Below are 19,004 nucleotides of genomic sequence, written 5' to 3' on the forward strand. Positions count from 1 at the left end.
GCGGAGAACATATGGCACTGACGTTGCCGATTTATACTCAACGCCTGGTGTTGCGCAAGCTGACAGTGGCTGATTTGCCGCATCTGTCGCGCTATCGCAATCTGCCAGACGTTGCTCGTTATCAGAGCTGGGAAGAATTTACCTGGCAGGACGCTGAGAAATTATATGCGCAGCAGGATGCGCTGCCATTCAACAGCGATAACACCTGGTTTCAGCTTGCCGTAGCACACCAGGAAGACGACCGGCTAATAGGGGACATCGGAATTCATTTTTTTGATGAAGGAAGACAAGCTGAACTCGGCATGACATTTGATGCCGGATTTCAGAAACAGGGTTTTGCGCTTGAAGCAATGAGTGCCATCGTTACTCTGCTTTTCACGCAGTTTGCAAAACACCGGCTTACAGCCGTAGTAGACACACGTAATATTCGCGCCATAAACCTGCTGGAAAAGCTGAATTTTCGCCGTGAAGCGCACTACCGGCAGAATATTTTTTTCAAAGGGATGTGGGGCGATGAATATCTTTATGCGCGGCTGGCCAGCGATTGGCGCAGGCATTGCGTTAAGCCATCGCGTAGGCATGTTTAGGAGACATAGTGACAATTAGCGAAGTAAGCAAGGAAGAGTATCACTTACTGATTCAGGTCTGGGAGGCTGCCGTCCGGGCAACGCATCATTTCCTGAATGAACAGGATATCCTGCGGCTCAGACAGCTTATTCTGGAAAATTATTTTGACGCCGTTGTTCTGAGAAAGATGACCGATGAAAACCATGACATTGTTGGATTCATCGGCTTACAGGATGAGAATATCGAGATGCTTTTCGTCTCGCCCGCTCATCACAAAAAAGGGATCGGTGCACGGTTAGTCCATTACGCTATCCGTCATCTTTCAGCGAAGAAAGTGGACGTTAACGAACAAAATACCGCCGCGCTCGGGTTTTATCAGCATCTGGGCTTTCAGATGACGGGACGGTCTTCCGTTGATGGTGAGGGGAAACCGTTTCCCCTCCTCCATCTGAAGCTGATGCAATAATCCGGCACAGGAATCAGGAGAAAAAATGAACGGAAGTTGTCTCTGTAAACGTGTGCGCTACGAATGCGATCGCCTGGCGGGCAGCATTACGCATTGCTGCTGTCATACCTGCAGGAAAGCGCACGCCGCCGCTTATACCTCCACAGCGCGCGTGCGGCGTGAGGATTTCAGGTGGACCCAGGGAGAAGAATTTCTGACGGCATTTAATTCTTCCCCGGATAAGTTGCGTTATTTCTGTTCAGTCTGCGGATCTCATCTGATGGCTGAAAGACCTCATCAGAGCCACGTGATTCTGCGTGTGGCCACGCTGGACGACGATCCCGCTCAGACGCCGGTTTCCTATATCTGGTGCTCGCACACCGTGCCGTGGCTAACAGAACGCGACGATGTGCCTCAGTATCAGCAGGATAAAGAGACATGATGGCTGGTCAAAACGCCGCTGGCTGCGCGCCGCATTAAAATTCAGTATTATAGCGGTTCCTGCCGCTGACCCGAGTGAGTGCCCTGCCCGCTATGACTGACCACAATGCGCTGTTGGCGCGGTTGACCACCACACTGGCGGCAGAGAGCCGCACGCCGCTGTACAAACGCTTTGCCAGTGCGATTAAAGATGCGGTGCGCGATGGCACGCTGGTGCACGAAGAGATCCTGCCGGGCGAGCGCGAGTTCAGCCAGTCGCTGAACATTTCGCGCATCACCGTGCGTAAAGCCATGGACGAGCTGGAAAAAGAGGGCGTCGTGTTCCGTTCCCGCGGCTACGGCACGCAGATTTGCAGCCAGTTTGAATATTCACTCAAAGAGCCAAAAGGATTGTCGCAGCAGGCGGTGCTGCGCGGTAAAACGCCGGACACCGTGTGGATCAATAAAAGCAAAATTGCCTGTAGCGCAGAGATCGCCGAAAAACTGGGGCTGAGCACGGGCAGCGATGTCTATCTGCTGAAACGTATTCGCTATGTTGACCGCCAGGCGGTCTCGGTTGAAGAGTCATGGGTGCCGGCGCGCTACATTGCCGATGCCGATGAGATTGGTATTTCGCTGTATGACTATTTTCATCGCCAGCAGATCCTGCCGGTGAAATCCCAGAGCCGGGTCAGTGCGCGTATGCCGGACGAAGCCCTGCAGCAGCAAATTGCCCTGCCCGCCAATGTGCCGGTGCTGGTGATTAAGCAGCTGGCACTCGACGCACAGGGCAATCCGCTGGAGTACAGCATCAGCTACTGCCGCAGCGATATGTACGTGTTTATTGCTGAGTAAGGCGTTGCTGCCAGTAAGCGCGCAGGGTGGCGCGATCGGGCGCACAGTCGCCACCGCGCCGGGAAACCACATACGACGCCACTGCGTTGCCCAGCGCAACGCTCTCCGCCAGTGACCAGCCGGACGCTAATCCCGCCAGTAATCCGCCAGCATGGCTGTCGCCCGCGCCGATAGTATCAACCACCGTTGTCGCCAGTGCGGGCACCCAGCCCTGCGCCTCAGCGTCGATGTATCCGGCACCTTCGCTGTCCAGCCTTAACACCATTGCGCCGCCAAACTGCTGCTGCCAGCGCGCCATCAGCTGATGGGCGTCGAAAGGTTCGGATGCGCGCAGACGCTCATGCCACAGCAGCTCCGCTTCCTGCCTGTTCACTGTAATCAGTGGCTGCAACGCCATGATGCGCGCAAACTGCGCCTCGCCGATGTCCGCCAGCCGCGGGCCAAAATCCACCAGCAGCTGATACGGCGGTGCCTGCTGCTCCAGCCAGTCGATCAGCACCTCGCCGCTTTTGCTGGTGAGCTGATAACCGGAGAGATAGATCCAGCGCTGCGCCGGCTGCGGCAATGTGCGCAACAGCGCGGCGTCCCACTGGTTTTCCACGCCACTAACGGAAAGAAAGGTGCGCTCGCCATCCGGCTCGACCAGCGCCAGACACCAGCCATTATCACCGTGCGCATTTTCCAGTACGCTCTGCACACCGTATTCCGCCAGCTTTTGTCGCACGATACTGGCCCAGATACCGTTCCCCAGCGGCAGCGCGTTGATAGAAGGAATGCCGAGACGATGCAGCGCAATGGCGACGTTAAGCGCACAGCCGCCAACGTTCACGCCCTGCTGATGCAGTTCGATGTCGCTGCCGCGATACGGCAACGTCCAGGCATCGGCAATCACATCCACTACCGCCGCCCCCACCACGCACACTGGCAACCGGCCCGCCAGTCGGGACAGATCGTCAGGCGTCAGCATAGGCGGCCTCGCGCTGCTGGCGGAAACGGACAAACGCGCGGCTGTAATGGGTGAAATCCAGCGCGTTAGCGGCATCCAGCTCCGCTTTTAGCTGCGCATCGATCGCGTCGATACCGTGCAGCGCGCCACAGATAGCAACCGCCATCGCGCCGATGGTATCCGTATCGCCGCCCAGATTGGCGCACAGAATGGCGCAGCGATTGGGATCGGTGGCTGCCAGTTCGACCATGGCGATCGCTGCTGGTACCGATTCAATGGTGCTGGTGCCGGTACCGACCAGATCGTAGATCTGCTGCATGGTCGACTCGGTGCCCCTGCCCTGCGCCACCACCTGCAACGCCAGTTCGATGCGGGCCGCCATCGCCGCACTGAAAGTGGTGACGCGCCGCTCCTGCGCCGCGCGGGCAATCGCCGGCAGTTCGTCACGAATTGTTGCCCAGTCGCTACCGTCAATCGCGCGGGAGATTGCCCAGGCGATCGCGGTGGCACCGGCAATCGCCACGTCGGATTTGTGTGTCGGGCTGGAGGCCAGCGCGACAGCGTCAATAAAAGCCGGCAGGTCACACGCTGGCAGCAGACAGCCCAGCGGTGACACGCGCATCGCCGCGCCGTTGGTCAGGCCATTATTTTCCAGCTGCGCCACCGGCGTACCGTTTTTCAGCGCGTTAAGCGCGATTTTGGAGGTCGGCCCGAGCACATTTTTGTTAAAGGCATCAAACGCTTCCGCCCAGCGCAGAATATTGGCGCCGATGGTTTCCGCATCAATTTCGCCGTCGTGGCTGATAATGGCATCGGCCAGCGCCAGCGCCATTGAGGTGTCATCAGTAAAAGCCGCCCGGCCAAAGTAGCAGGCGGCATTGTTTTCTGCCGGGCCGGGCAGGAAGCGATCAATCCAGCCGAAGTGCTGTTTCACGCGGCTGCGCGGCCACAGTTCCGATGGCATGCCCATCGCATCGCCCAATGCCTGGCCGTAAAATGCGCCCAAAATCCGTTTTTCCTGGTGTGTCATCGTCATGGTTACATCTCTTATTTATGGCTGTCAGCGGTTGCTGAGTTTTCAAAAGCGGTTAATTCATCACTGCGTTTTTTGCCGTCGCGGAACAGGACGATAAAGGCGATGGTGATGATGACTATCATCACGCTGCCAAACATCCACATCCCCGCCCAGTTGAAGGTCTGGCCGTTGCGCGGCTGGTCATACGCGAACATCTCCTGCATCAGATAGCCGCCGAGGCGGTAACCCAGCAGGCTGCCGATGCCCTGACAGGCCAGGGTGATCAGGCCCTGCGCAGCGTTACGCATCGCCACCGGCGCTTTCTTATCCACGTAAATGTAGGCGGTGATGAAGTAGAAGTCGTAGCTGACGCCGTGCAGCAGAATGCCCATAAACAGCAGGCCGAAGGTCAGCAGGTTTTGATCGCCGCCGAAGACAAAGAACACGTAGCGCAGCGCGGCGGTGACCAGACCGAGCAGCAGCACTTTGCCGATGCCAAAGCGTTTAATGAAGAACGGCAGCGCCAGCAGGAAGAAGATTTCTGATACCTGGCCGAGCGTCATCCAGCCGGTGGCGTGGGGCAGACCGACTTCGGTCAGATATCCCTCAGCGAAGATGTAGTAGAACGCCAGCGGCATACTGAACAGGAATGAACAGACGAAAAATACGAGGAAGCTGCGATCTTTCAGCAGATGCAGTGCGTCGAGGCCGAGCGCCACGCGCAGGCTGAACTTGCCGGTGCTTTTGGGTTCGGTGGCTGGCAGGGTCAGGGCGAACAGGCCAAGCAACAGCGAACTGGCCGCGGTGATCAGCAACGGTACGTTGCTGGCGGAGATATCGCCAAAGCCGAGCAGCGGCGGCAGAAAACCGCAGGCGATGCCGGAGGCGATCCAGCCGATAGTGCCCATCACGCGGATGCGCGGATAGTCGCGCTCCACGTCACCGACGTGGGAAAACGCAATACTGTTGGTCAGCGCAATGGTCGGCATATAGGTGAGCGCATACAGCAGCAGCAGCGGAAAGAAGCTGCTGAAGTGCGTCTGCTGTGCGGCAAAGAACATCAGAATCGCGCCGGCGATTGTCAGCAGCGATAACACTTTCTGTGCCTGGAAGAAACGGTCAGCCAGCGAGCCGACCAGAATCGGTGACAGGATGGCAGCGATGGAGGTACAGGCGTAGCACCAGGCGATCTCAACCGGCGAAAAGCCGTTTTTGCTGAGAAATGCCCACAGCGGCACGAACCATGCCCCCCAGATAAACCACTCTAAGAACATCATGAACGACAGCTTTGGAATTGTAGTTTTCATCGAAATAGACTCCCCGGTGTTGGTAGAACCAATCTAGCACCAGAATAGATACCTTTATAATACCTTTAGCTGATAGTTTGAGCTATCCCACAAGATTTTTACCTTATGGATAACCGATAAGCGAGGAGGATTGGGTGCGGGTGGGCGTGACGGTCTGGCGGGGTGTGGAGCTGCATTCTGCGGCTGTGAGGCGGTCGCCATGAATGGCGACCCTACGGCGATAATTACAACAAATTCGCACTGTTTTGTAGGGTGCGCATTGATGCGCGCCTGGTTATGCAGATTATGCAACCAGGTCGCCATGAATGGCGACCCTACGGCGATAATTACAACGAATTCGCACTGTTTTGTAGGGTGCGCATTGATGTGCGCCTGGTTATGCAGATTATGCAACCAGGTCGCCATGAATGGCGACCCTACGGCGATAATTACAACGAATTCGCACTGTTTTGTAGGGTGCGCATTGATGCGCACCAGGGAATAACAAGTGCTTTAACGCGCAGGTATCTTCTACCGATTCACCAGCTTCGCTGGCAGCGCGACCACCAACAGCGAACTGAGCAGCAGACACACGGCGAAGAACCACAGCGCGCCGTTGCTGCTGCCGGTGAGATCCAGCGCCACGCCCATCACGGAATTACTCACCAGTCCGGCGATATTGGCGATCGAACAGGCCAGCGCAAAACCCGCCGCGGCTGCCGTGCCTTTCAGGAACGTAGCGGGCAGACTGAAAAACACCGGCACCGCCCCGATAATCATCGCCTGCGCAATCGAGAACAGCAGCACGGTCATCGCCACGTTATGAGCAAAGAAGGTGCTGGTGCCCATCGCCGCCGCACCAATAATAAACGGAACGATGATGTGCCAGCGGCGTTCACGCAGGCGGTCTGAGCTGGCACCGATCGCCAGCATGCCAATCAACGCCGCCAGACTGGGGATCGCCGTCAGATAGCCAATGGTGGTGATATCGGTGGTGCCGGCATTCTTAATAAAGGTCGGCATCCAGAAACCCATGGCGTAAGCGCTGAGCAGAATCGAGAAGTCGATGCCGCCGAGCATCACCACGCGAATATTCAGCAGACCATCGCGCAGGCTGTGTTTCAGCCCTTTGGCGTCACCTTCGTCGCGCGCCAGTTCGCGCAGCACCGCCTGCTTCTCACTGCTGCTGAGCCAGCTGGCGCTCTCGACGCTGTTCGGCAGCAGCCAGAACGTCAGCACACCCAGTAACACGCTGGGCAGACCTTCCAGCAGAAACAGCCACTGCCAGCCGCGCATGCCGTAAACCTCATGAAAATGCCCCATGATCCAGCCGGAAAGCGGTCCGCCAATCAGGCTGGAGAGCGGCAGGCCAATCATAAACAGCGCAATAATGCGGCTGCGGCGCCACGAGGGAAACCATTTGGTGAGATAGAACAGCACGCCAGGCAGAAAACCGGCTTCGGCCGCGCCGAGGAAAAAGCGGATGATGTAGAACTGGGTCGGCGTTTGCACCAGCAGCGTGGCGGTCGAGAGCAGGCCCCAGGTAATCATAATGCGCGCGATCCAGATCTTCGCGCCGACCCGCTGCAGGATCAGGTTGCTCGGCACTTCAAACAGGATATAGCCGACAAAAAACAGCCCGGCACCCAGACCAAACGCGGTCTCGCTCAGCGCCAGATCGCTCGCCATCTGTAGCTTAGCCAGGCCGATATTGATGCGATCAAGGTAGGCCGCGAGATAACACAGGCAGAGAAACGGAATCAGCTTCCAGGTGATTTTGCGATAAATCGAAGCGGTGTCTTCGGCTGCCAGCGCAGCAGGACGGGTTGAAACGTCAGTCATGGTGTTCTCCGGGCGCAATAACCCCGTCGTCGGGGAGATGTTGTTATGCGTCTCAGCCGCAGCCGAAACGGACTGTTTGTGCGCACTCCGTGCAGGTGAAACGCGCCCTTAACGGGCGCTGAACTTCCCGAGATACTCCAGCGCCGCGGCTTTACTTACCACGTCGCCATATTTACTGTCGATATCAAACAAATTGGCCTGATGCGGCGCATCATGGCGATCGCCCACGCATTCGCGCACCACCATGGCGCGAAAACCGTATTGCAACGCATCCACTGCGCTGGCGCGGATGCAGCCGCTGGTAGAGCAGCCGGCGATCAGCAGCGTATCAATGCCCTGCGCCACCAGCATCGATGCCAGAGACGTGCCAAAAAACGCGCTGGCATACTGTTTGGTGATCACCACTTCTGCGGCAAGCGGCTGCACCGCCGGACAAAACTCAGCCAGCGGATTGCCTTCCACCATGTCACGCATTACCGGAGCTTTCTGCACCCAGATCCCGCCGTCCTGCTGATGCTGCGGGTGGTAGCGAATCTGCGTATGGATCACCGGAATCGCGCACTGGCGCGCCGCCGCCAGCAGGCCCTGTGCAGCGGCCACCGCCTCTACCACGCCCGGGGCAAATAGCGCGGCGCCCGGGGTGGTGTAACCCTGCAGAAAGTCGATCAGCAGCAGCGCCGGACGCTGACCAAAACCGATGCGGTTGCCCCAGACACCGGCGTAGTTATCACTGACACTCTGGCTCATGGTTTCTCCTTACCACGCACCGGACAGCAGTGCGCCCGCGCCCGGCACCACCGGCTCCAGCTCCAGCGCCTTCAGCAGAGCGTACGTGGTGGCAATGGCGGCCGTAATTACCGGCTTGCCGGTCTGCGCCTCCACTTTTGCCACCGCCGGCAGCGATGGCATCTGCACGCAGGCCGACAGCACCACCACATCAACATCCGTCAGCGTCATGTCCGCCACGATGCCGGGTAAATTGGCCGGGTCGTGGCGGGCGACGGCGAGGTTATCGGCAATTTCCAGCGCGCGCCACTGCTTTACCTCAATCCCTTCGCGCTGGATGTAATCCACCACCAGCTCGGTCAGCGGCTTCATGTAGGGGGCCACCAGCGCGATCTTCTTCGCGCCCATAATATGCAGCGCATCGACCAGCGCGCCGGCACTGGTGATCACCGGTGCCAGCGCCTCGTTGTCGCGCGTGACCTGTGTGAGGCGCTGCTGCGACTGGCGATGATAGCCCGGGCCCATCGCCATGATCGCCACCAGACAGGCATAGCCGAGCACGTCAACGCGCGCGTCGGACAGCTCCAGCGCACAGCGGTCGGACTCTTTATCCATCGCCGCCAGCTCATCTTTATTGACATGTTTCATGCGCATACGGCTGGAGTGGAAGGTAAACCGCTCCGGGCGAATCAGCTGGCGCGCCTGCAGCATGGCGGGAATTTCGGTTTCCATGGTGATGTTGGAACTCGGCACAATCTGGCCGATACGATACGAACGCGTCATGGCTGCGTCTCCGGATTCAGTGAGGGGCCAAGGAAGGTGCCAAAGGCATTAAAGAAGCCGTGAAAATCATCCCACGGGATCATGTGACCGGCGCCGGCTACCCGACTGATCTCAATGGTCGGCAGCAGCTCGCGGATTTCGGCTTCATCTTCCGCCTGAATGACGCCGCCCTTGCCTGCCACCATCAGCAAGGTTTTTGCCGGTAGCTGAGGGAAATATTGATGGATATCGAGCTGGTGAAAATCGTCATAGGCGCGACGGATGGCCGGCGTATAGCAGGTGTGCAGCCACTCGGCGCGCAGCTGACGCTGGTCATCGCTCCAGGCCGGGCAGTATTGCTTCATGGCTTCAGCATCCATGCCACGCTGCGCGTCGCGAATGGAATCTTCATACCACGGCCACTGCCCCGGATAGAGACGCCGGCCCGGACCGGAAACCGGCGGATCGATCAGCGACAGCGACAGCACGCCGGCTGGCTGTTTCACCGCCGCACGCATGATGAAGCGCGCGCCCATCGAATGGCCAACCAGGTGATAGCGCGTCAGCCCCAGCGCATCCGCGAAGGCGTTGATGTCATCGGCGCAGCTTTCCATGCCGTAATCCAGCCCTTCACCGCTGCTGGAGAGCCCGCGACCGCGCACGTCCAGTACCCAGGTATCAAAATGCTGTGCAAAAACTTCCGCCACAAAACCCCAGGTGATTGCCGGGCTGGTGATGCCCGGTATAAGGATCAGCGCGGGCCCGCTGCCACCGTAGCGCAGATAGTGCTGGCGAATGCCGTTGGCCTGTACCTGACCGCCGTGCATAAAACGGCTCATGAGGTCACCTCGCTTTTCAGCGGCGCGGCAAACACATCGTAGCCGTACACCCAGGCCGGGTCTTCCTGGGTGCGCAGGAAAGTATTGGCGTTAGAGACGGACTGCACGCGCGACGCACGTTCTTTGCGGTTGGCTTCATACAGGCGGAACGCGGTGCGATAATCATCAAGACCGGTCTCCGTCAGGCAGCGCGACAGCATGGCGGCATCTTCGATGGCCATCGCAGCGCCCTGCGCCATGTGCGGTTTCATCGGATGGCAGGCATCACCCAGCAGCACAATGCGCCCTTCGCTCCATACCGGCAGCGGCTGGCGGTTGAGCAGCGGCCATTTGGTGACCGATTCGCTGCACTCGATCAGCGCCTGTACCACCGGATGGTAGTGACCAAAGGTTTCCAGCATCTCCTGCTGACTACTTTCAACGAAGCTGCCTTTGATATCCCACGCCGGGTGCGGCACACCGGAGACGTAATAATATTCGTCGCGCGCTTTGGTGGTGTAATAGACCATCAGATGACGATCTTCAGACCACCACTTCACGCAATCTTCAAAGCTGAGGTTGTATTTGCGCAGTTGTTCGCCGCGGATCAGCGCACGGTGCGCCACCCAGCCGCTGTAAATGGGCGCTTCCACTCCCAGCAGATGCTCACGCAGTTTTGAATTAATACCATCCGCACCAATCACGATATCCGCGCGCGCTTCGCTGCCATCCTGAAAACGCAGCACCACATCGCTGCCGCTGTCTTCGACGCTGCTCAGGCACTTGCCGAACTGGACGCTGCCCGGCTGCAGACTGGTCATCTGCATGGCCTGCAAATCGCCCCGGTGCACCGTGACATAAGCCGCACCGTACTCTTTGCGCGCATAAGCGCCCAGTGGAATGCGTGACAAATACTCCCCGGTCTCGCCGTCGCGGCTGAACCAGAAATCGGGATGCGAAGCCAGATCCTCCAGCTGCTGTTCGATGCCCATGCGGCGAAACACCTTGAGCACGTTCGGCCCCATGTGGATGCCGGCACCCAGACGGGAGAAAGCCGGGCTTTGTTCGTAGACCGTGACATGAAATCCCGCTTTCTGTAACAGCGAGCCGGCGGCAAGCCCGCCCAGCCCGGCGCCGATTACCGCGATGCGTTTCATATTGCTCATATTTTCCTCTCACACTGACGCTGATTTGAAGGTATGCACACGGATAAACGATCAAATCCGACGCTGAATTTATAGTGCATACACTTTAATTATTGAGGTTATGACACTGTTAAAAGCAACCGTATTTACAGTGAAAACTCGATAACATGATGTTAATCACAGCCTGATGATAAGGTTAAATAGGCTTTTCTTATGTCAAAAAGAAATGCTTGCACTGTTCTTCGCAACACGTCTATAACAAACACATAAAGCGTGTTCGCTATAAATAGCTGAAGTTTTGCGCAGCAAATTGTCTGACATCTAACCCTGAGAGGAAACCGCTATGGCAGTAAATCAGAGCCAGTTAGGCCAGATGTTCGAGCAGGTTTTACGGCTGTCGAAAGTCGACGCCAGCCAGAGTGTCGCCATCCTGAAAAGTCACTATTCCGATGCACGCACCGTGCAGGCCGCCACTGATGCTGCACTACGATTGGGCGCGAAGGTGTACTGCATTGAGCTGCCGGCCTTCAATCACCCGACGGCAATGGGTAACGACATGACCGCCTACTGTGGTGATACCGCGCTTACCGGCAACATTGCCGCACAGCGCGCGCTGGAAGCGGCGGACCTGATCGTCGATACCATGATGCTGCTGCATTCGCCGGAGCAGGAGCAAATCCTGAAAACCGGGACGCGAATTTTGCTGGCGGTTGAGCCGCCGGAAGTATTGGCACGAATGTTGCCCACTGAAGAGGACAAGTCGCGCGTGCTGGCCGCGGCGGCAGTGCTGGAAAAAGCGCGCATGATGACGGTGAAGTCGCCGGCCGGCAGTGATTTTCGCGCCCCGCTCGGCCAGTACCCCACGGTAACGGAATATGGCTACGCGGATGAGCCGGGCCGCTGGGATCACTGGCCGAGTGGCTTCCTGTTTACCTGGCCGAATGAAGATCAGGCTGAAGGCGTGCTGGTGCTGGACGTCGGCGACATCCTGCTGCCGTTTAAATCTTACGCGCGTGAACGCATCACGCTGGAGATCGAGAAAGGTTTTGTCACCCGCATCCACGGTGGCTTTGAAGCCGAGTATCTGCGCGATTACATGCGCTACTTCAACGATCCGGAAGTGTACGGTATTTCCCACATCGGCTGGGGGCTGCAGCCGCGCGCGCAGTGGACAGCGATGGGATTACACGACAAAAACGACGGCATGTGTATGGACGCGCGCGCCTTTTACGGCAACTTCCTGTTTTCGACCGGACCGAACACCGAAGTGGGCGGTAAGCGCAAAACGCCGTGCCATATGGACATTGCTCTGCGCCGCTGCGACATCAAAGTGGACGATTTGCTGGTGGTGGCGGAAGGTGAAGTGGTGGCACCGGAGGCCTCACGCGCGCGTTAATCGTGCGCAGGGAACGGCTGTCAGCACAGTGACAATGCATTACACTGCCTGACAGTTTCCGGGAAAAAGGATAAAGGCATGTCGCACCAGCAGGATCCGCGCGCAGACCAGCGCTATGACTATACCGAGCAGGTTGGCCATCTGTTGCGCAAGGTGTATCAACGCCATGCGGCGATTTTTCAGCAACACGTCGGTGATTCACAGATCACCGCCGTGCAATTTATTACCCTCTGTGCGCTGCGCGATCGCGGTCCGAGCGCACAGAACGATTTAGTGCGCTATACCGCCGTCGATCAGGCCACCATTCGCGGTGTGGTTGAGCGTCTTAAGGCGCGCGATCTGGTCAGTCTGGGTCCCGATCCCACCGACAAACGCAAAGTGATTGTCATGCTGACCGATGCAGGCCACCGCCTGATTGACAGCACGACTGACAACGCGATGCGCATCACCGAAATGACTTACGGGCAGCTGAATCCGGCCGAACGGGTCGCGCTGATTTATCTGCTGAAGAAAATGCTGGACGATACGAGCCAGCCCTAACCCGGGGCGCTTAGCCGCCTCGCTAAGGCGGTTAATAATGAAAATGCTGGCACATCAGACTGCCACACCGGTTTCACCTGCATCCACGTGCCATTACGCCCTTGAGGTGAACGGCGCGACTCACTCCATCAGCAGCTATCGCGATACCTCGCTGCTGCTGGTGCTGCGTAATCAACTCCAGCTTAACGGACCCAAATATGGCTGCGGCCTGGGCGAATGCGGCGCCTGCACCGTGCTGATCGATGGCGTTGCCGCGCGCGCCTGCGTCATCCCGGCGTATGGCGTGCGTCAGCGCGCTATCACCACGCTGGAAGGGCTGGGCAACCGCGAAGCACTGCACCCGGTGCAGCAGGCGTTTATCGAGGCGCAGGCCGCACAATGCGGTTACTGCCTTAACGGCATGATCATGACCACCGCCGCGCTGCTGCGCGCTCAGCCCTGCCCTGATGACCGGCAAATACGTGCGGCGCTGAGCGGTAACCTGTGCCGCTGTGGCACCCATCAGGAGATTCTGTGCGCGGTGAAGCGTGCCATCACCTTATGCCTGCAGCAGGCGGAGGCGGCATCATGAGTGCGGCTAACGTCCCCACGCAGCAGCAGTTGCTGGCAGCCAGCGACATCCTGTTGATTGTCGATGAGATTCAGCCGCCGCCAGGGCTGGTACCCAAAGGCCAGACGCCGACGCTGAAAGCCAAAGAGCGGGCACTGTTTCTGGCTATTGACGGTTCCGGCAGCGTCTGGGCCTTCAATGGCCATGTCGATCTCGGCACCGGGGTGAAAACCGCGCTGACGCAAATCGTCGCCGAAGAGCTCAATCTGCGCATGGATCAGGTGCAAATGGTACTGGGCGATACGCTACGCGTGCCCAACCAGGGTGCCACCATCGCCAGCGCCACATTGCAAATTTCTGCCGTACCACTGCGTAAAGCGGCTGCAACGGCGCGCCAGTGGCTGTTACAGCAGGCCGCCGCGCGCTGGCAGCTACCGGTGGAGAGCATCACTCTGGACGGCGGTTTCCTGCAGCACCCCAACGGGGTGCAACTGTCATTTGCCGAACTGGTGCAGCAGCAGCGCAGCATCGTGCCGATTGATCATCAGGTAACACTCAAGCCCGCCAGTGAATATCGCCTGGTTGGTACCAGCTCGGCGCGGGTGGATATTCCCGCCAAAGCCACCGGCGAACTGACGTGGGTGCATGACCTGCGCGTGCCCGGTATGCTGCACGGCCGGGTCATCCGTCCACCGTATGCGGGCTATGACACTGGTAGCTTTGTCGGCACCTCATTGCTCAGCATTGACGAAAGCTCGATCGCGCATCTCGAAGGCATCGTGAAAGTGGTGCAGATCGCGGATTTTGTCGGCGTGGTGGCCGAGCGCGAGGAGCAGGCTATCGCCGCGATGGACGCATTACAGGTGCGCTGGAAGCCGTGGGAACACAGCCTGCCGGACCTGCGCGATATCGAACAGGCTATTCGTGATAATCCCCGCACCTCGCGCGTGGTGCATGACAGCGGTCAAGTGGATGCCGCGCTGGCGAATGTCGCGCAGCGTTTTACCCGCAGCTATGTCTGGCCTTATCAGCTGCATGCGTCGATTGGCCCTTCCTGCGCGGTGGCCGACTATCAGCCTGATTCGCTGCAGGTGTGGAGCGGCACGCAGAACCCGCACCTGCTGCGCGCCGATCTGGCATGGCTGCTGGAGAGGCCGGAAGAGACCATTGAAGTGAACCGCATGGAAGCCGCCGGTTGCTACGGTCGCAACTGCGCCGATGACGTGGCCGCCGATGCGGCGCTGCTGTCACGCGCAGTAGGCCAGCCGGTGCGGGTCCAGCTGACGCGCGCCCAGGAACACGTGTGGGAGCCGAAAGGCACTGCGCAGCTGATGGAGGTGGACGGCGGGCTGGACGCGCAGGGTAATCCGCAGGTGTATGATTTCACTACGTCTTATCCGTCCAACGGCGCACCCACCCTGGCACTGCTGCTAACCGGCCGTGTCGATCCGGTGGCGCTGGCGTATGAAATGGGCGATCGCACCTCCATTCCACCTTACGATTTTCCCCATCTGCGCGTCACCATTGAGGACGTGGCGCCGATTGTACGCGCCGCGTGGATGCGCGGCGTTTCAGCCCTGCCCAACACCTTTGCCCATGAATCCTATATGGATGAGCTGGCCCACGCGGCAGGCGTCGATCCGGTGGAGTACCGGCTGCGCTACATTCAGGACGATCGCGCCGCCGAGCTAATGCGCTCCACCGCTGCGCGCGCAGACTGGACGCCGCGCACCGCCATTCAGCAGACCGCCAGCGAACCCGGCATTTTGCGCGGACGCGGTTTTGCCTACGCACGCTATATTCACAGCAAATTTCCCGGCTTCGGCGCCGCCTGGGCTGCCTGGGTCGCGGATGTCGCGATTGATAAGCAGAGCGGCGAGATCGCCGTTACGCGCATCACCGTAGGCCATGATGCCGGCATGATGATCAACCCGGAAGGGGTAAAGCATCAGATTCACGGCAATGTCATTCAGTCCACCAGCCGGGTGCTCAAAGAACAGGTGACGATTGAAAGCAACCTGATCGCCAGCCAGGAATGGGGCAGCTACCCGATCCTGACGTTTCCGGAAGTGCCGGATATCGACGTAATGATGGTGCCGCGCCCGCACGAACCGCCGCTGGGCGCGGGGGAGTCCGCGTCGGTGCCCAGCGCCGCGGCCATCGCTAACGCGGTGTTTGATGCCACCGGTATCCGTTTTCGCGAATTGCCCATTACTGCTGACAAACTGCGTCAGGCGCTGAACGGCCCCGATCCGCAGCCGGAGCCACAGCTGGCCGCACCGGCCCAAACCGTCCGCCGCCGCAGCCGAAAATGGGCGCTGGGTGGCGTAACAGGATTGCTCGGTCTCGCCGCTGGCGTGGCGATTAACGCGCTGCCGTGGCGCGCACCGATTGCGCCCGTGACACCCCCGGCCGCCGGAAGCTGGTCGGCGGAGATGCTGGAACGTGGCCGTCAGGTGGCCGCCGCCGGTGACTGCGCGGTATGCCATACCACGGAAGGCGGCGCGACCAATGCCGGCGGCCTGAAGATGGAGACGCCGTTTGGCACGCTGTACACCACCAACATCACGCCGGATAAACAGACCGGCATCGGCAGCTGGTCATTTAACGCCTTCGATCGCGCCATGCGCGAGGGCATCAGCCGCGACGGCCATCATCTCTATCCGGCGTTTCCCTACACCAGCTTTCGCCAGCTGAGCGAAGGCGATATGCAGGCGCTGTACGCCTGGCTGATGTCGCAGCCGGCGGTACAGCAGGCACCAGCAGAAAACCAGATGCGCTTCCCCTATAACCTGCGCTTCCTGATGGCAGGCTGGAACGCGCTCTACCTCGGGCGCGGCGAATTCCAGCCTGACCCCCGCAAAAGCGCCGAATGGAATCGCGGTGCCTATCTGGTGAACGGAGCCGGACACTGCGGTGCCTGCCACTCGCCGCGTAATTTGCTGGGCGCGGAAAAACGCGGGGACAATTTCCTCGTCGGTGGCTGGGTGGACGGCTGGGAAGCGCCCGCGCTTAATCAGCTGAGTAAAGCCCCGCAGCCGTGGACGGCGCAGTCGCTGTATAACTACCTGCGCAGTGGTTACGATGCGCAGCACGGCGTTGCCGCCGGACCAATGGCTCCGGTGGTAAGCCATCTCGCCACCCTGCCGGAAGCCGATGTGCGCGCCATGGCCAGCTATCTGGCGGATATCAATGGTCAGGCAGCGCGCCCTGTCGCTGCACCGGCGGCAAAACCGGCATGGAACACTGCCGCAGGGGAACGGCTGTTTAAAGGTGCCTGTCAGGCCTGCCACAGCGCCAGCGAGGGCGGACCGCAGTTGTTTGGCGTCAGCCCATCGATGGCCAACAGCAGCAGCATAACCAGCGCGACGCCGGATAATCTGTTACAGGTGGTATTGCACGGTATCGACAAACCGGCAACCGATGCGCTCGGTTATATGCCCGGCTTTGCCGCCAGTTTGTCGGATAAGCAGGTTGCGGATATTGCCGCCTGGCTGCGCCAGCGCTACGCATCTGACCAACCGGCGTGGCAGAATCTGAGCGAAAAAGTGGCGCAGGTACGCGCTAATCCCGGCAGCCACTGACCCATTCAGGCGCGCTGCCGGTCAGCGGCTTGCCCCGGATCGTGGCAGATCCGCGTCGCGGATCGTGCCCTGATGGGCCGGCAGAGTGATGAGAATGGCCGGATCGAGCAGCGCGCGGGCACCGCTGTCGCCCTGCAGTTGAGCGAGCGCCGCGCCATAGTGCGCGGCAAATCCCACCGGGTGGCCCGGCTGGTTTTGCCAGCTGAGCCGTACCTGCGGCGCGCCGTTGCGCAGCGCCTGCGCCACGCATTGATGATCCTCCGCCCTCACCCACGCCATATCACCCGGTACGATCAGCCAGCCATGCCAGTGGGCGGTGGCCCGCACGCCAGCGGCAATGCTTTCACCGCTGCCGGCGCTGGCAATAGTGCAGGTCGCGACGCCGCACTGCTGTGCCAGCTGTTGAATGGCGCGATCTTCCGGCCGAATAATGAGGAGAAGCGGCAAACCGCTGCGCTGCGCCTGCTGCAGCGTCAGCTTCAGCAGCGGCTGAGGTACGTCATTATCGTCAGGATACGGTGCCAGCAGTTTGTGCCCGGTACCGCCGGCCTGACGAAAGCGGCTGCCGAGACCGGCAGCAAGAATGAGGATGCCTGGCGTCTGCATACAAGGATGGCTTCCGGAAGTTGGGGCGCACAGTATGGCGCGCCCCGACCGGGTTAGCGACGGTTTTTCCACACCGTCTGGATGTTACAGAACTCGTGCACGCCGAAGCTGGAGAGTTCGCGGCCATAACCACTCTTCTTCACGCCACCGATAGCGACGCGCGGATCTGAGGCGCCGTTGCCGTTGATAAACACCGCGCCGGTTTCCAGCTGCTCTGCCAGTTCCTGCGCCAGCGCTTCATTGCCGCTCCACACGGTGGCGCTCAGGCCAAACTCGCTGTCATTCGCCAGCTGCAGTGCATGTTGCGCATCGCGCGCGACGGTGATCGCCGCCACCGGCCCGAAGATCTCCTGACGAAAAGCGGTCATCGCGGGCGTGACGTCGGCAAGAATGGTTGGCGCATAATAGTTGCCGACGCCCTCGATCTTGTGGCCGCCCAGCACCAGACGTGCACCCTGTTGCAGGGTTTCCTGCACCTGATGATCCAGTTCATCACGCAGATCGTAGCGTGCCATCGGACCGATATAAGTCTCTTCCTGCAGCGGATCGCCCACTTTCAGTGCCTGCACGGCTGCGCTGAAACGCGCCTCAAACGCTTCTGCGATGCTCTCTTCAATGATGAAGCGTTTGGCTGCCATACACACCTGCCCGCTGTTCTGGTAGCGTCCTGTGACCGCTGAGGCCACTGCTGCATCCAGATCGGCATCCGCCAGTACGATAAAAGGATCGGCGCCGCCTAACTCCAGCACGGTTTTTTTCAGTACCGCACCGGCCTGAGCGGCGATAGCCCCACCAGCACGCACGCTTCCGGTCACGGCGATGGCCGCGACGCGCGGATCTTTAATGGCGGCAGAGACACCGTCGTTATCGACGTTGATCACATTGAATGCGCCACGCGGCAAATCGGTTGCGGCAAACAGTTCCTGCATCAGCAAGGCGCAGCCCATGACGCTCGGAGCGTGTTTCAGCAGGTAAGTATTGCCCGCCAGCAGCATGCTGACCGCGCCACGCAGAACCTGCCAGTAGGGAAAATTCCACGGCATCACCCCGAGGATCACACCGAGTGGACGAAACGATTGCCAGGCCTGCTGGTTTTCCACCAGCGTGGGCTGATCGGCCAGCATTGCCGGCCCGTGTTCAGCATACCAGTCACACAGGCTGGCGCATTTCAGGACTTCGGCACGCGCCTGCGCAATGGGTTTACCCATTTCCAGCGTGGCGAGCGTAGCCAGTTGATCCTGACGCTGGCGCAGCTGCTCACCCAGCTGACGCAGTACCTTCACGCGCTGTGCCATCTCTGTCTTACGCCACTGCGCAAAGGCGCTGGCGCTTTGCTGTAAAGCCGTTTCCAGCTCGGCTGCACTCTGCAGGGGATAAGTGGCAATGATTTCGCCGCTGGTGGGATTACGAGAAATAACTTGATCAGTCATAGGATGCCTTCGTCACAAAATCGGGTTGTTCAGAGTGAGATCTACCTTACGCCAGCCATCAGGAGATGAAA

Annotated in this window: 18 protein-coding genes; 8 read left to right on the plus strand and 10 right to left on the minus strand. The window is 59.5% G+C overall.

All coding sequences use genetic code 11. The features are described 5' to 3' along the window. Positions 1–17: 17 nt before the first annotated feature. The 4 genes from QMM04_RS03135 (at position 18) to QMM04_RS03150 (ending at position 2,287) form a co-directional block, all read left to right on the plus strand. Entirely contained in the window at positions 18–587 is a 570-nt protein-coding gene (locus QMM04_RS03135) for a GNAT family protein (protein ID WP_211727212.1), read from the plus strand. Positions 588–595: 8 nt separating this feature from the next. Beyond that, a complete protein-coding gene (locus QMM04_RS03140) occupies positions 596–1,033 on the plus strand; it encodes an acetyltransferase (RefSeq protein ID WP_238562187.1) in 438 nt (145 codons plus the stop codon). A gap of 25 nt (positions 1,034–1,058) precedes the next feature. After that, positions 1,059–1,454 (plus strand): GFA family protein, encoded by a 396-nt coding sequence (locus QMM04_RS03145; protein WP_059011473.1) that lies wholly within the window; start codon positions 1,059–1,061, stop codon positions 1,452–1,454. Positions 1,455–1,546: 92 nt separating this feature from the next. Then, complete coding sequence (locus QMM04_RS03150) at positions 1,547–2,287, plus strand: GntR family transcriptional regulator (protein WP_058770409.1); 741 nt, start codon at positions 1,547–1,549, stop codon at positions 2,285–2,287. On the opposite strand, the gene QMM04_RS03155 is transcribed toward QMM04_RS03150, so the two are convergent. The 8 genes from QMM04_RS03155 to QMM04_RS03190 all read right to left on the minus strand — a co-directional run bounded on the left by QMM04_RS03155 (position 2,274) and on the right by QMM04_RS03190 (position 10,848). Beyond that, complete coding sequence (locus QMM04_RS03155; protein WP_150360121.1) at positions 2,274–3,254, minus strand: PfkB family carbohydrate kinase; 981 nt, start codon at positions 3,252–3,254, stop codon at positions 2,274–2,276. The genes QMM04_RS03150 and QMM04_RS03155 overlap by 14 nt on opposite strands. Further along, positions 3,241–4,263, minus strand: coding sequence for an ADP-ribosylglycohydrolase family protein (locus QMM04_RS03160; protein WP_215481406.1), 1,023 nt, complete (start codon positions 4,261–4,263; stop codon positions 3,241–3,243). Before QMM04_RS03160 ends, QMM04_RS03155 begins: the two co-directional genes overlap by 14 nt. Before the next feature lie 17 nt (positions 4,264–4,280). After that, entirely contained in the window at positions 4,281–5,555 is a 1,275-nt protein-coding gene (locus QMM04_RS03165; protein ID WP_031279949.1) for a nucleoside permease, read from the minus strand. Between the two features lie 510 nt (positions 5,556–6,065). Continuing rightward, positions 6,066–7,376, minus strand: coding sequence for an MFS transporter (locus tag QMM04_RS03170; protein WP_021508813.1), 1,311 nt, complete (start codon positions 7,374–7,376; stop codon positions 6,066–6,068). Between the two features lie 108 nt (positions 7,377–7,484). Then, positions 7,485–8,123 carry an isochorismatase family protein gene (locus tag QMM04_RS03175; RefSeq protein ID WP_282995621.1) on the minus strand — a complete coding sequence of 213 codons (639 nt, stop codon included), beginning with the start codon at positions 8,121–8,123 and terminating at the stop codon, positions 7,485–7,487. A 9-nt stretch (positions 8,124–8,132) separates the two neighbouring features. After that, a complete protein-coding gene (locus QMM04_RS03180) occupies positions 8,133–8,834 on the minus strand; it encodes an Asp/Glu racemase (protein ID WP_199188990.1) in 702 nt (233 codons plus the stop codon). Between the two features lie 47 nt (positions 8,835–8,881). Further along, positions 8,882–9,703 carry an alpha/beta hydrolase gene (locus QMM04_RS03185; protein WP_282995622.1) on the minus strand — a complete coding sequence of 274 codons (822 nt, stop codon included), beginning with the start codon at positions 9,701–9,703 and terminating at the stop codon, positions 8,882–8,884. Further along, positions 9,700–10,848 carry an FAD-dependent monooxygenase gene (locus tag QMM04_RS03190; RefSeq protein WP_282995623.1) on the minus strand — a complete coding sequence of 383 codons (1,149 nt, stop codon included), beginning with the start codon at positions 10,846–10,848 and terminating at the stop codon, positions 9,700–9,702. Before QMM04_RS03190 ends, QMM04_RS03185 begins: the two co-directional genes overlap by 4 nt. A 322-nt stretch (positions 10,849–11,170) precedes the next feature. Here QMM04_RS03190 and QMM04_RS03195 point away from each other — a divergent pair, with 322 nt between their 5' ends. From QMM04_RS03195 to QMM04_RS03210, 4 genes are all read left to right on the plus strand, one after another. After that, positions 11,171–12,223 (plus strand): 2,5-dihydroxypyridine 5,6-dioxygenase, encoded by a 1,053-nt coding sequence (locus QMM04_RS03195; RefSeq protein ID WP_136546994.1) that lies wholly within the window; start codon positions 11,171–11,173, stop codon positions 12,221–12,223. 78 nt (positions 12,224–12,301) lie between these two features. Then, positions 12,302–12,763 carry a MarR family winged helix-turn-helix transcriptional regulator gene (locus tag QMM04_RS03200; protein ID WP_021508807.1) on the plus strand — a complete coding sequence of 154 codons (462 nt, stop codon included), beginning with the start codon at positions 12,302–12,304 and terminating at the stop codon, positions 12,761–12,763. Positions 12,764–12,800: 37 nt separating this feature from the next. Then, entirely contained in the window at positions 12,801–13,334 is a 534-nt protein-coding gene (locus QMM04_RS03205; protein WP_058780989.1) for a (2Fe-2S)-binding protein, read from the plus strand. After that, positions 13,331–16,897, plus strand: coding sequence for a molybdopterin cofactor-binding domain-containing protein (locus tag QMM04_RS03210; RefSeq protein WP_282995624.1), 3,567 nt, complete (start codon positions 13,331–13,333; stop codon positions 16,895–16,897). Before QMM04_RS03205 ends, QMM04_RS03210 begins: the two co-directional genes overlap by 4 nt. A gap of 21 nt (positions 16,898–16,918) precedes the next feature. On the opposite strand, the gene QMM04_RS03215 is transcribed toward QMM04_RS03210, so the two are convergent. Then, the gene (locus QMM04_RS03215; protein ID WP_104187654.1) at positions 16,919–17,503 is read right to left on the minus strand and encodes an NTP transferase domain-containing protein; all 585 of its coding nucleotides are present in this window, start codon (positions 17,501–17,503) and stop codon (positions 16,919–16,921) included. 53 nt (positions 17,504–17,556) lie between these two features. Further along, positions 17,557–18,933: an aldehyde dehydrogenase family protein gene (locus tag QMM04_RS03220; RefSeq protein WP_282995625.1), complete on the minus strand. Its 1,377-nt coding sequence runs from the start codon at positions 18,931–18,933 to the stop codon at positions 17,557–17,559. Positions 18,934–19,004 lie beyond the last annotated feature (71 nt).

The sequence above is a fragment of the Pantoea sp. Pa-EAmG genome, assembly GCF_030024295.1.
Taxonomy (GTDB): Bacteria; Pseudomonadota; Gammaproteobacteria; order Enterobacterales; family Enterobacteriaceae; genus Pantoea; species Pantoea dispersa.

What these genes read in the sequence shown, in the direction of transcription:
- QMM04_RS03195 (WP_136546994.1), top strand. Translation starts at nt 11,171, where the DNA reads ATGGCAGTAAATCAGAGCCAGTTAGGCCAGATGTTCGAGCAGGTTTTA.
- QMM04_RS03210 (WP_282995624.1), top strand. Translation starts at nt 13,331, where the DNA reads ATGAGTGCGGCTAACGTCCCCACGCAGCAGCAGTTGCTGGCAGCCAGC.
- QMM04_RS03200 (WP_021508807.1), top strand. Translation starts at nt 12,302, where the DNA reads ATGTCGCACCAGCAGGATCCGCGCGCAGACCAGCGCTATGACTATACC.
- QMM04_RS03165 (WP_031279949.1), bottom strand. Translation starts at nt 5,555, where the DNA reads ATGAAAACTACAATTCCAAAGCTGTCGTTCATGATGTTCTTAGAGTGG.
- QMM04_RS03160 (WP_215481406.1), bottom strand. Translation starts at nt 4,263, where the DNA reads ATGACACACCAGGAAAAACGGATTTTGGGCGCATTTTACGGCCAGGCA.
- QMM04_RS03155 (WP_150360121.1), bottom strand. Translation starts at nt 3,254, where the DNA reads ATGCTGACGCCTGACGATCTGTCCCGACTGGCGGGCCGGTTGCCAGTG.
- QMM04_RS03170 (WP_021508813.1), bottom strand. Translation starts at nt 7,376, where the DNA reads ATGACTGACGTTTCAACCCGTCCTGCTGCGCTGGCAGCCGAAGACACC.
- QMM04_RS03180 (WP_199188990.1), bottom strand. Translation starts at nt 8,834, where the DNA reads ATGGAAACCGAAATTCCCGCCATGCTGCAGGCGCGCCAGCTGATTCGC.
- QMM04_RS03185 (WP_282995622.1), bottom strand. Translation starts at nt 9,703, where the DNA reads ATGAGCCGTTTTATGCACGGCGGTCAGGTACAGGCCAACGGCATTCGC.
- QMM04_RS03205 (WP_058780989.1), top strand. Translation starts at nt 12,801, where the DNA reads ATGAAAATGCTGGCACATCAGACTGCCACACCGGTTTCACCTGCATCC.
- QMM04_RS03215 (WP_104187654.1), bottom strand. Translation starts at nt 17,503, where the DNA reads ATGCAGACGCCAGGCATCCTCATTCTTGCTGCCGGTCTCGGCAGCCGC.
- QMM04_RS03145 (WP_059011473.1), top strand. Translation starts at nt 1,059, where the DNA reads ATGAACGGAAGTTGTCTCTGTAAACGTGTGCGCTACGAATGCGATCGC.
- QMM04_RS03150 (WP_058770409.1), top strand. Translation starts at nt 1,547, where the DNA reads ATGACTGACCACAATGCGCTGTTGGCGCGGTTGACCACCACACTGGCG.
- QMM04_RS03220 (WP_282995625.1), bottom strand. Translation starts at nt 18,933, where the DNA reads ATGACTGATCAAGTTATTTCTCGTAATCCCACCAGCGGCGAAATCATT.
- QMM04_RS03175 (WP_282995621.1), bottom strand. Translation starts at nt 8,123, where the DNA reads ATGAGCCAGAGTGTCAGTGATAACTACGCCGGTGTCTGGGGCAACCGC.
- QMM04_RS03190 (WP_282995623.1), bottom strand. Translation starts at nt 10,848, where the DNA reads ATGAGCAATATGAAACGCATCGCGGTAATCGGCGCCGGGCTGGGCGGG.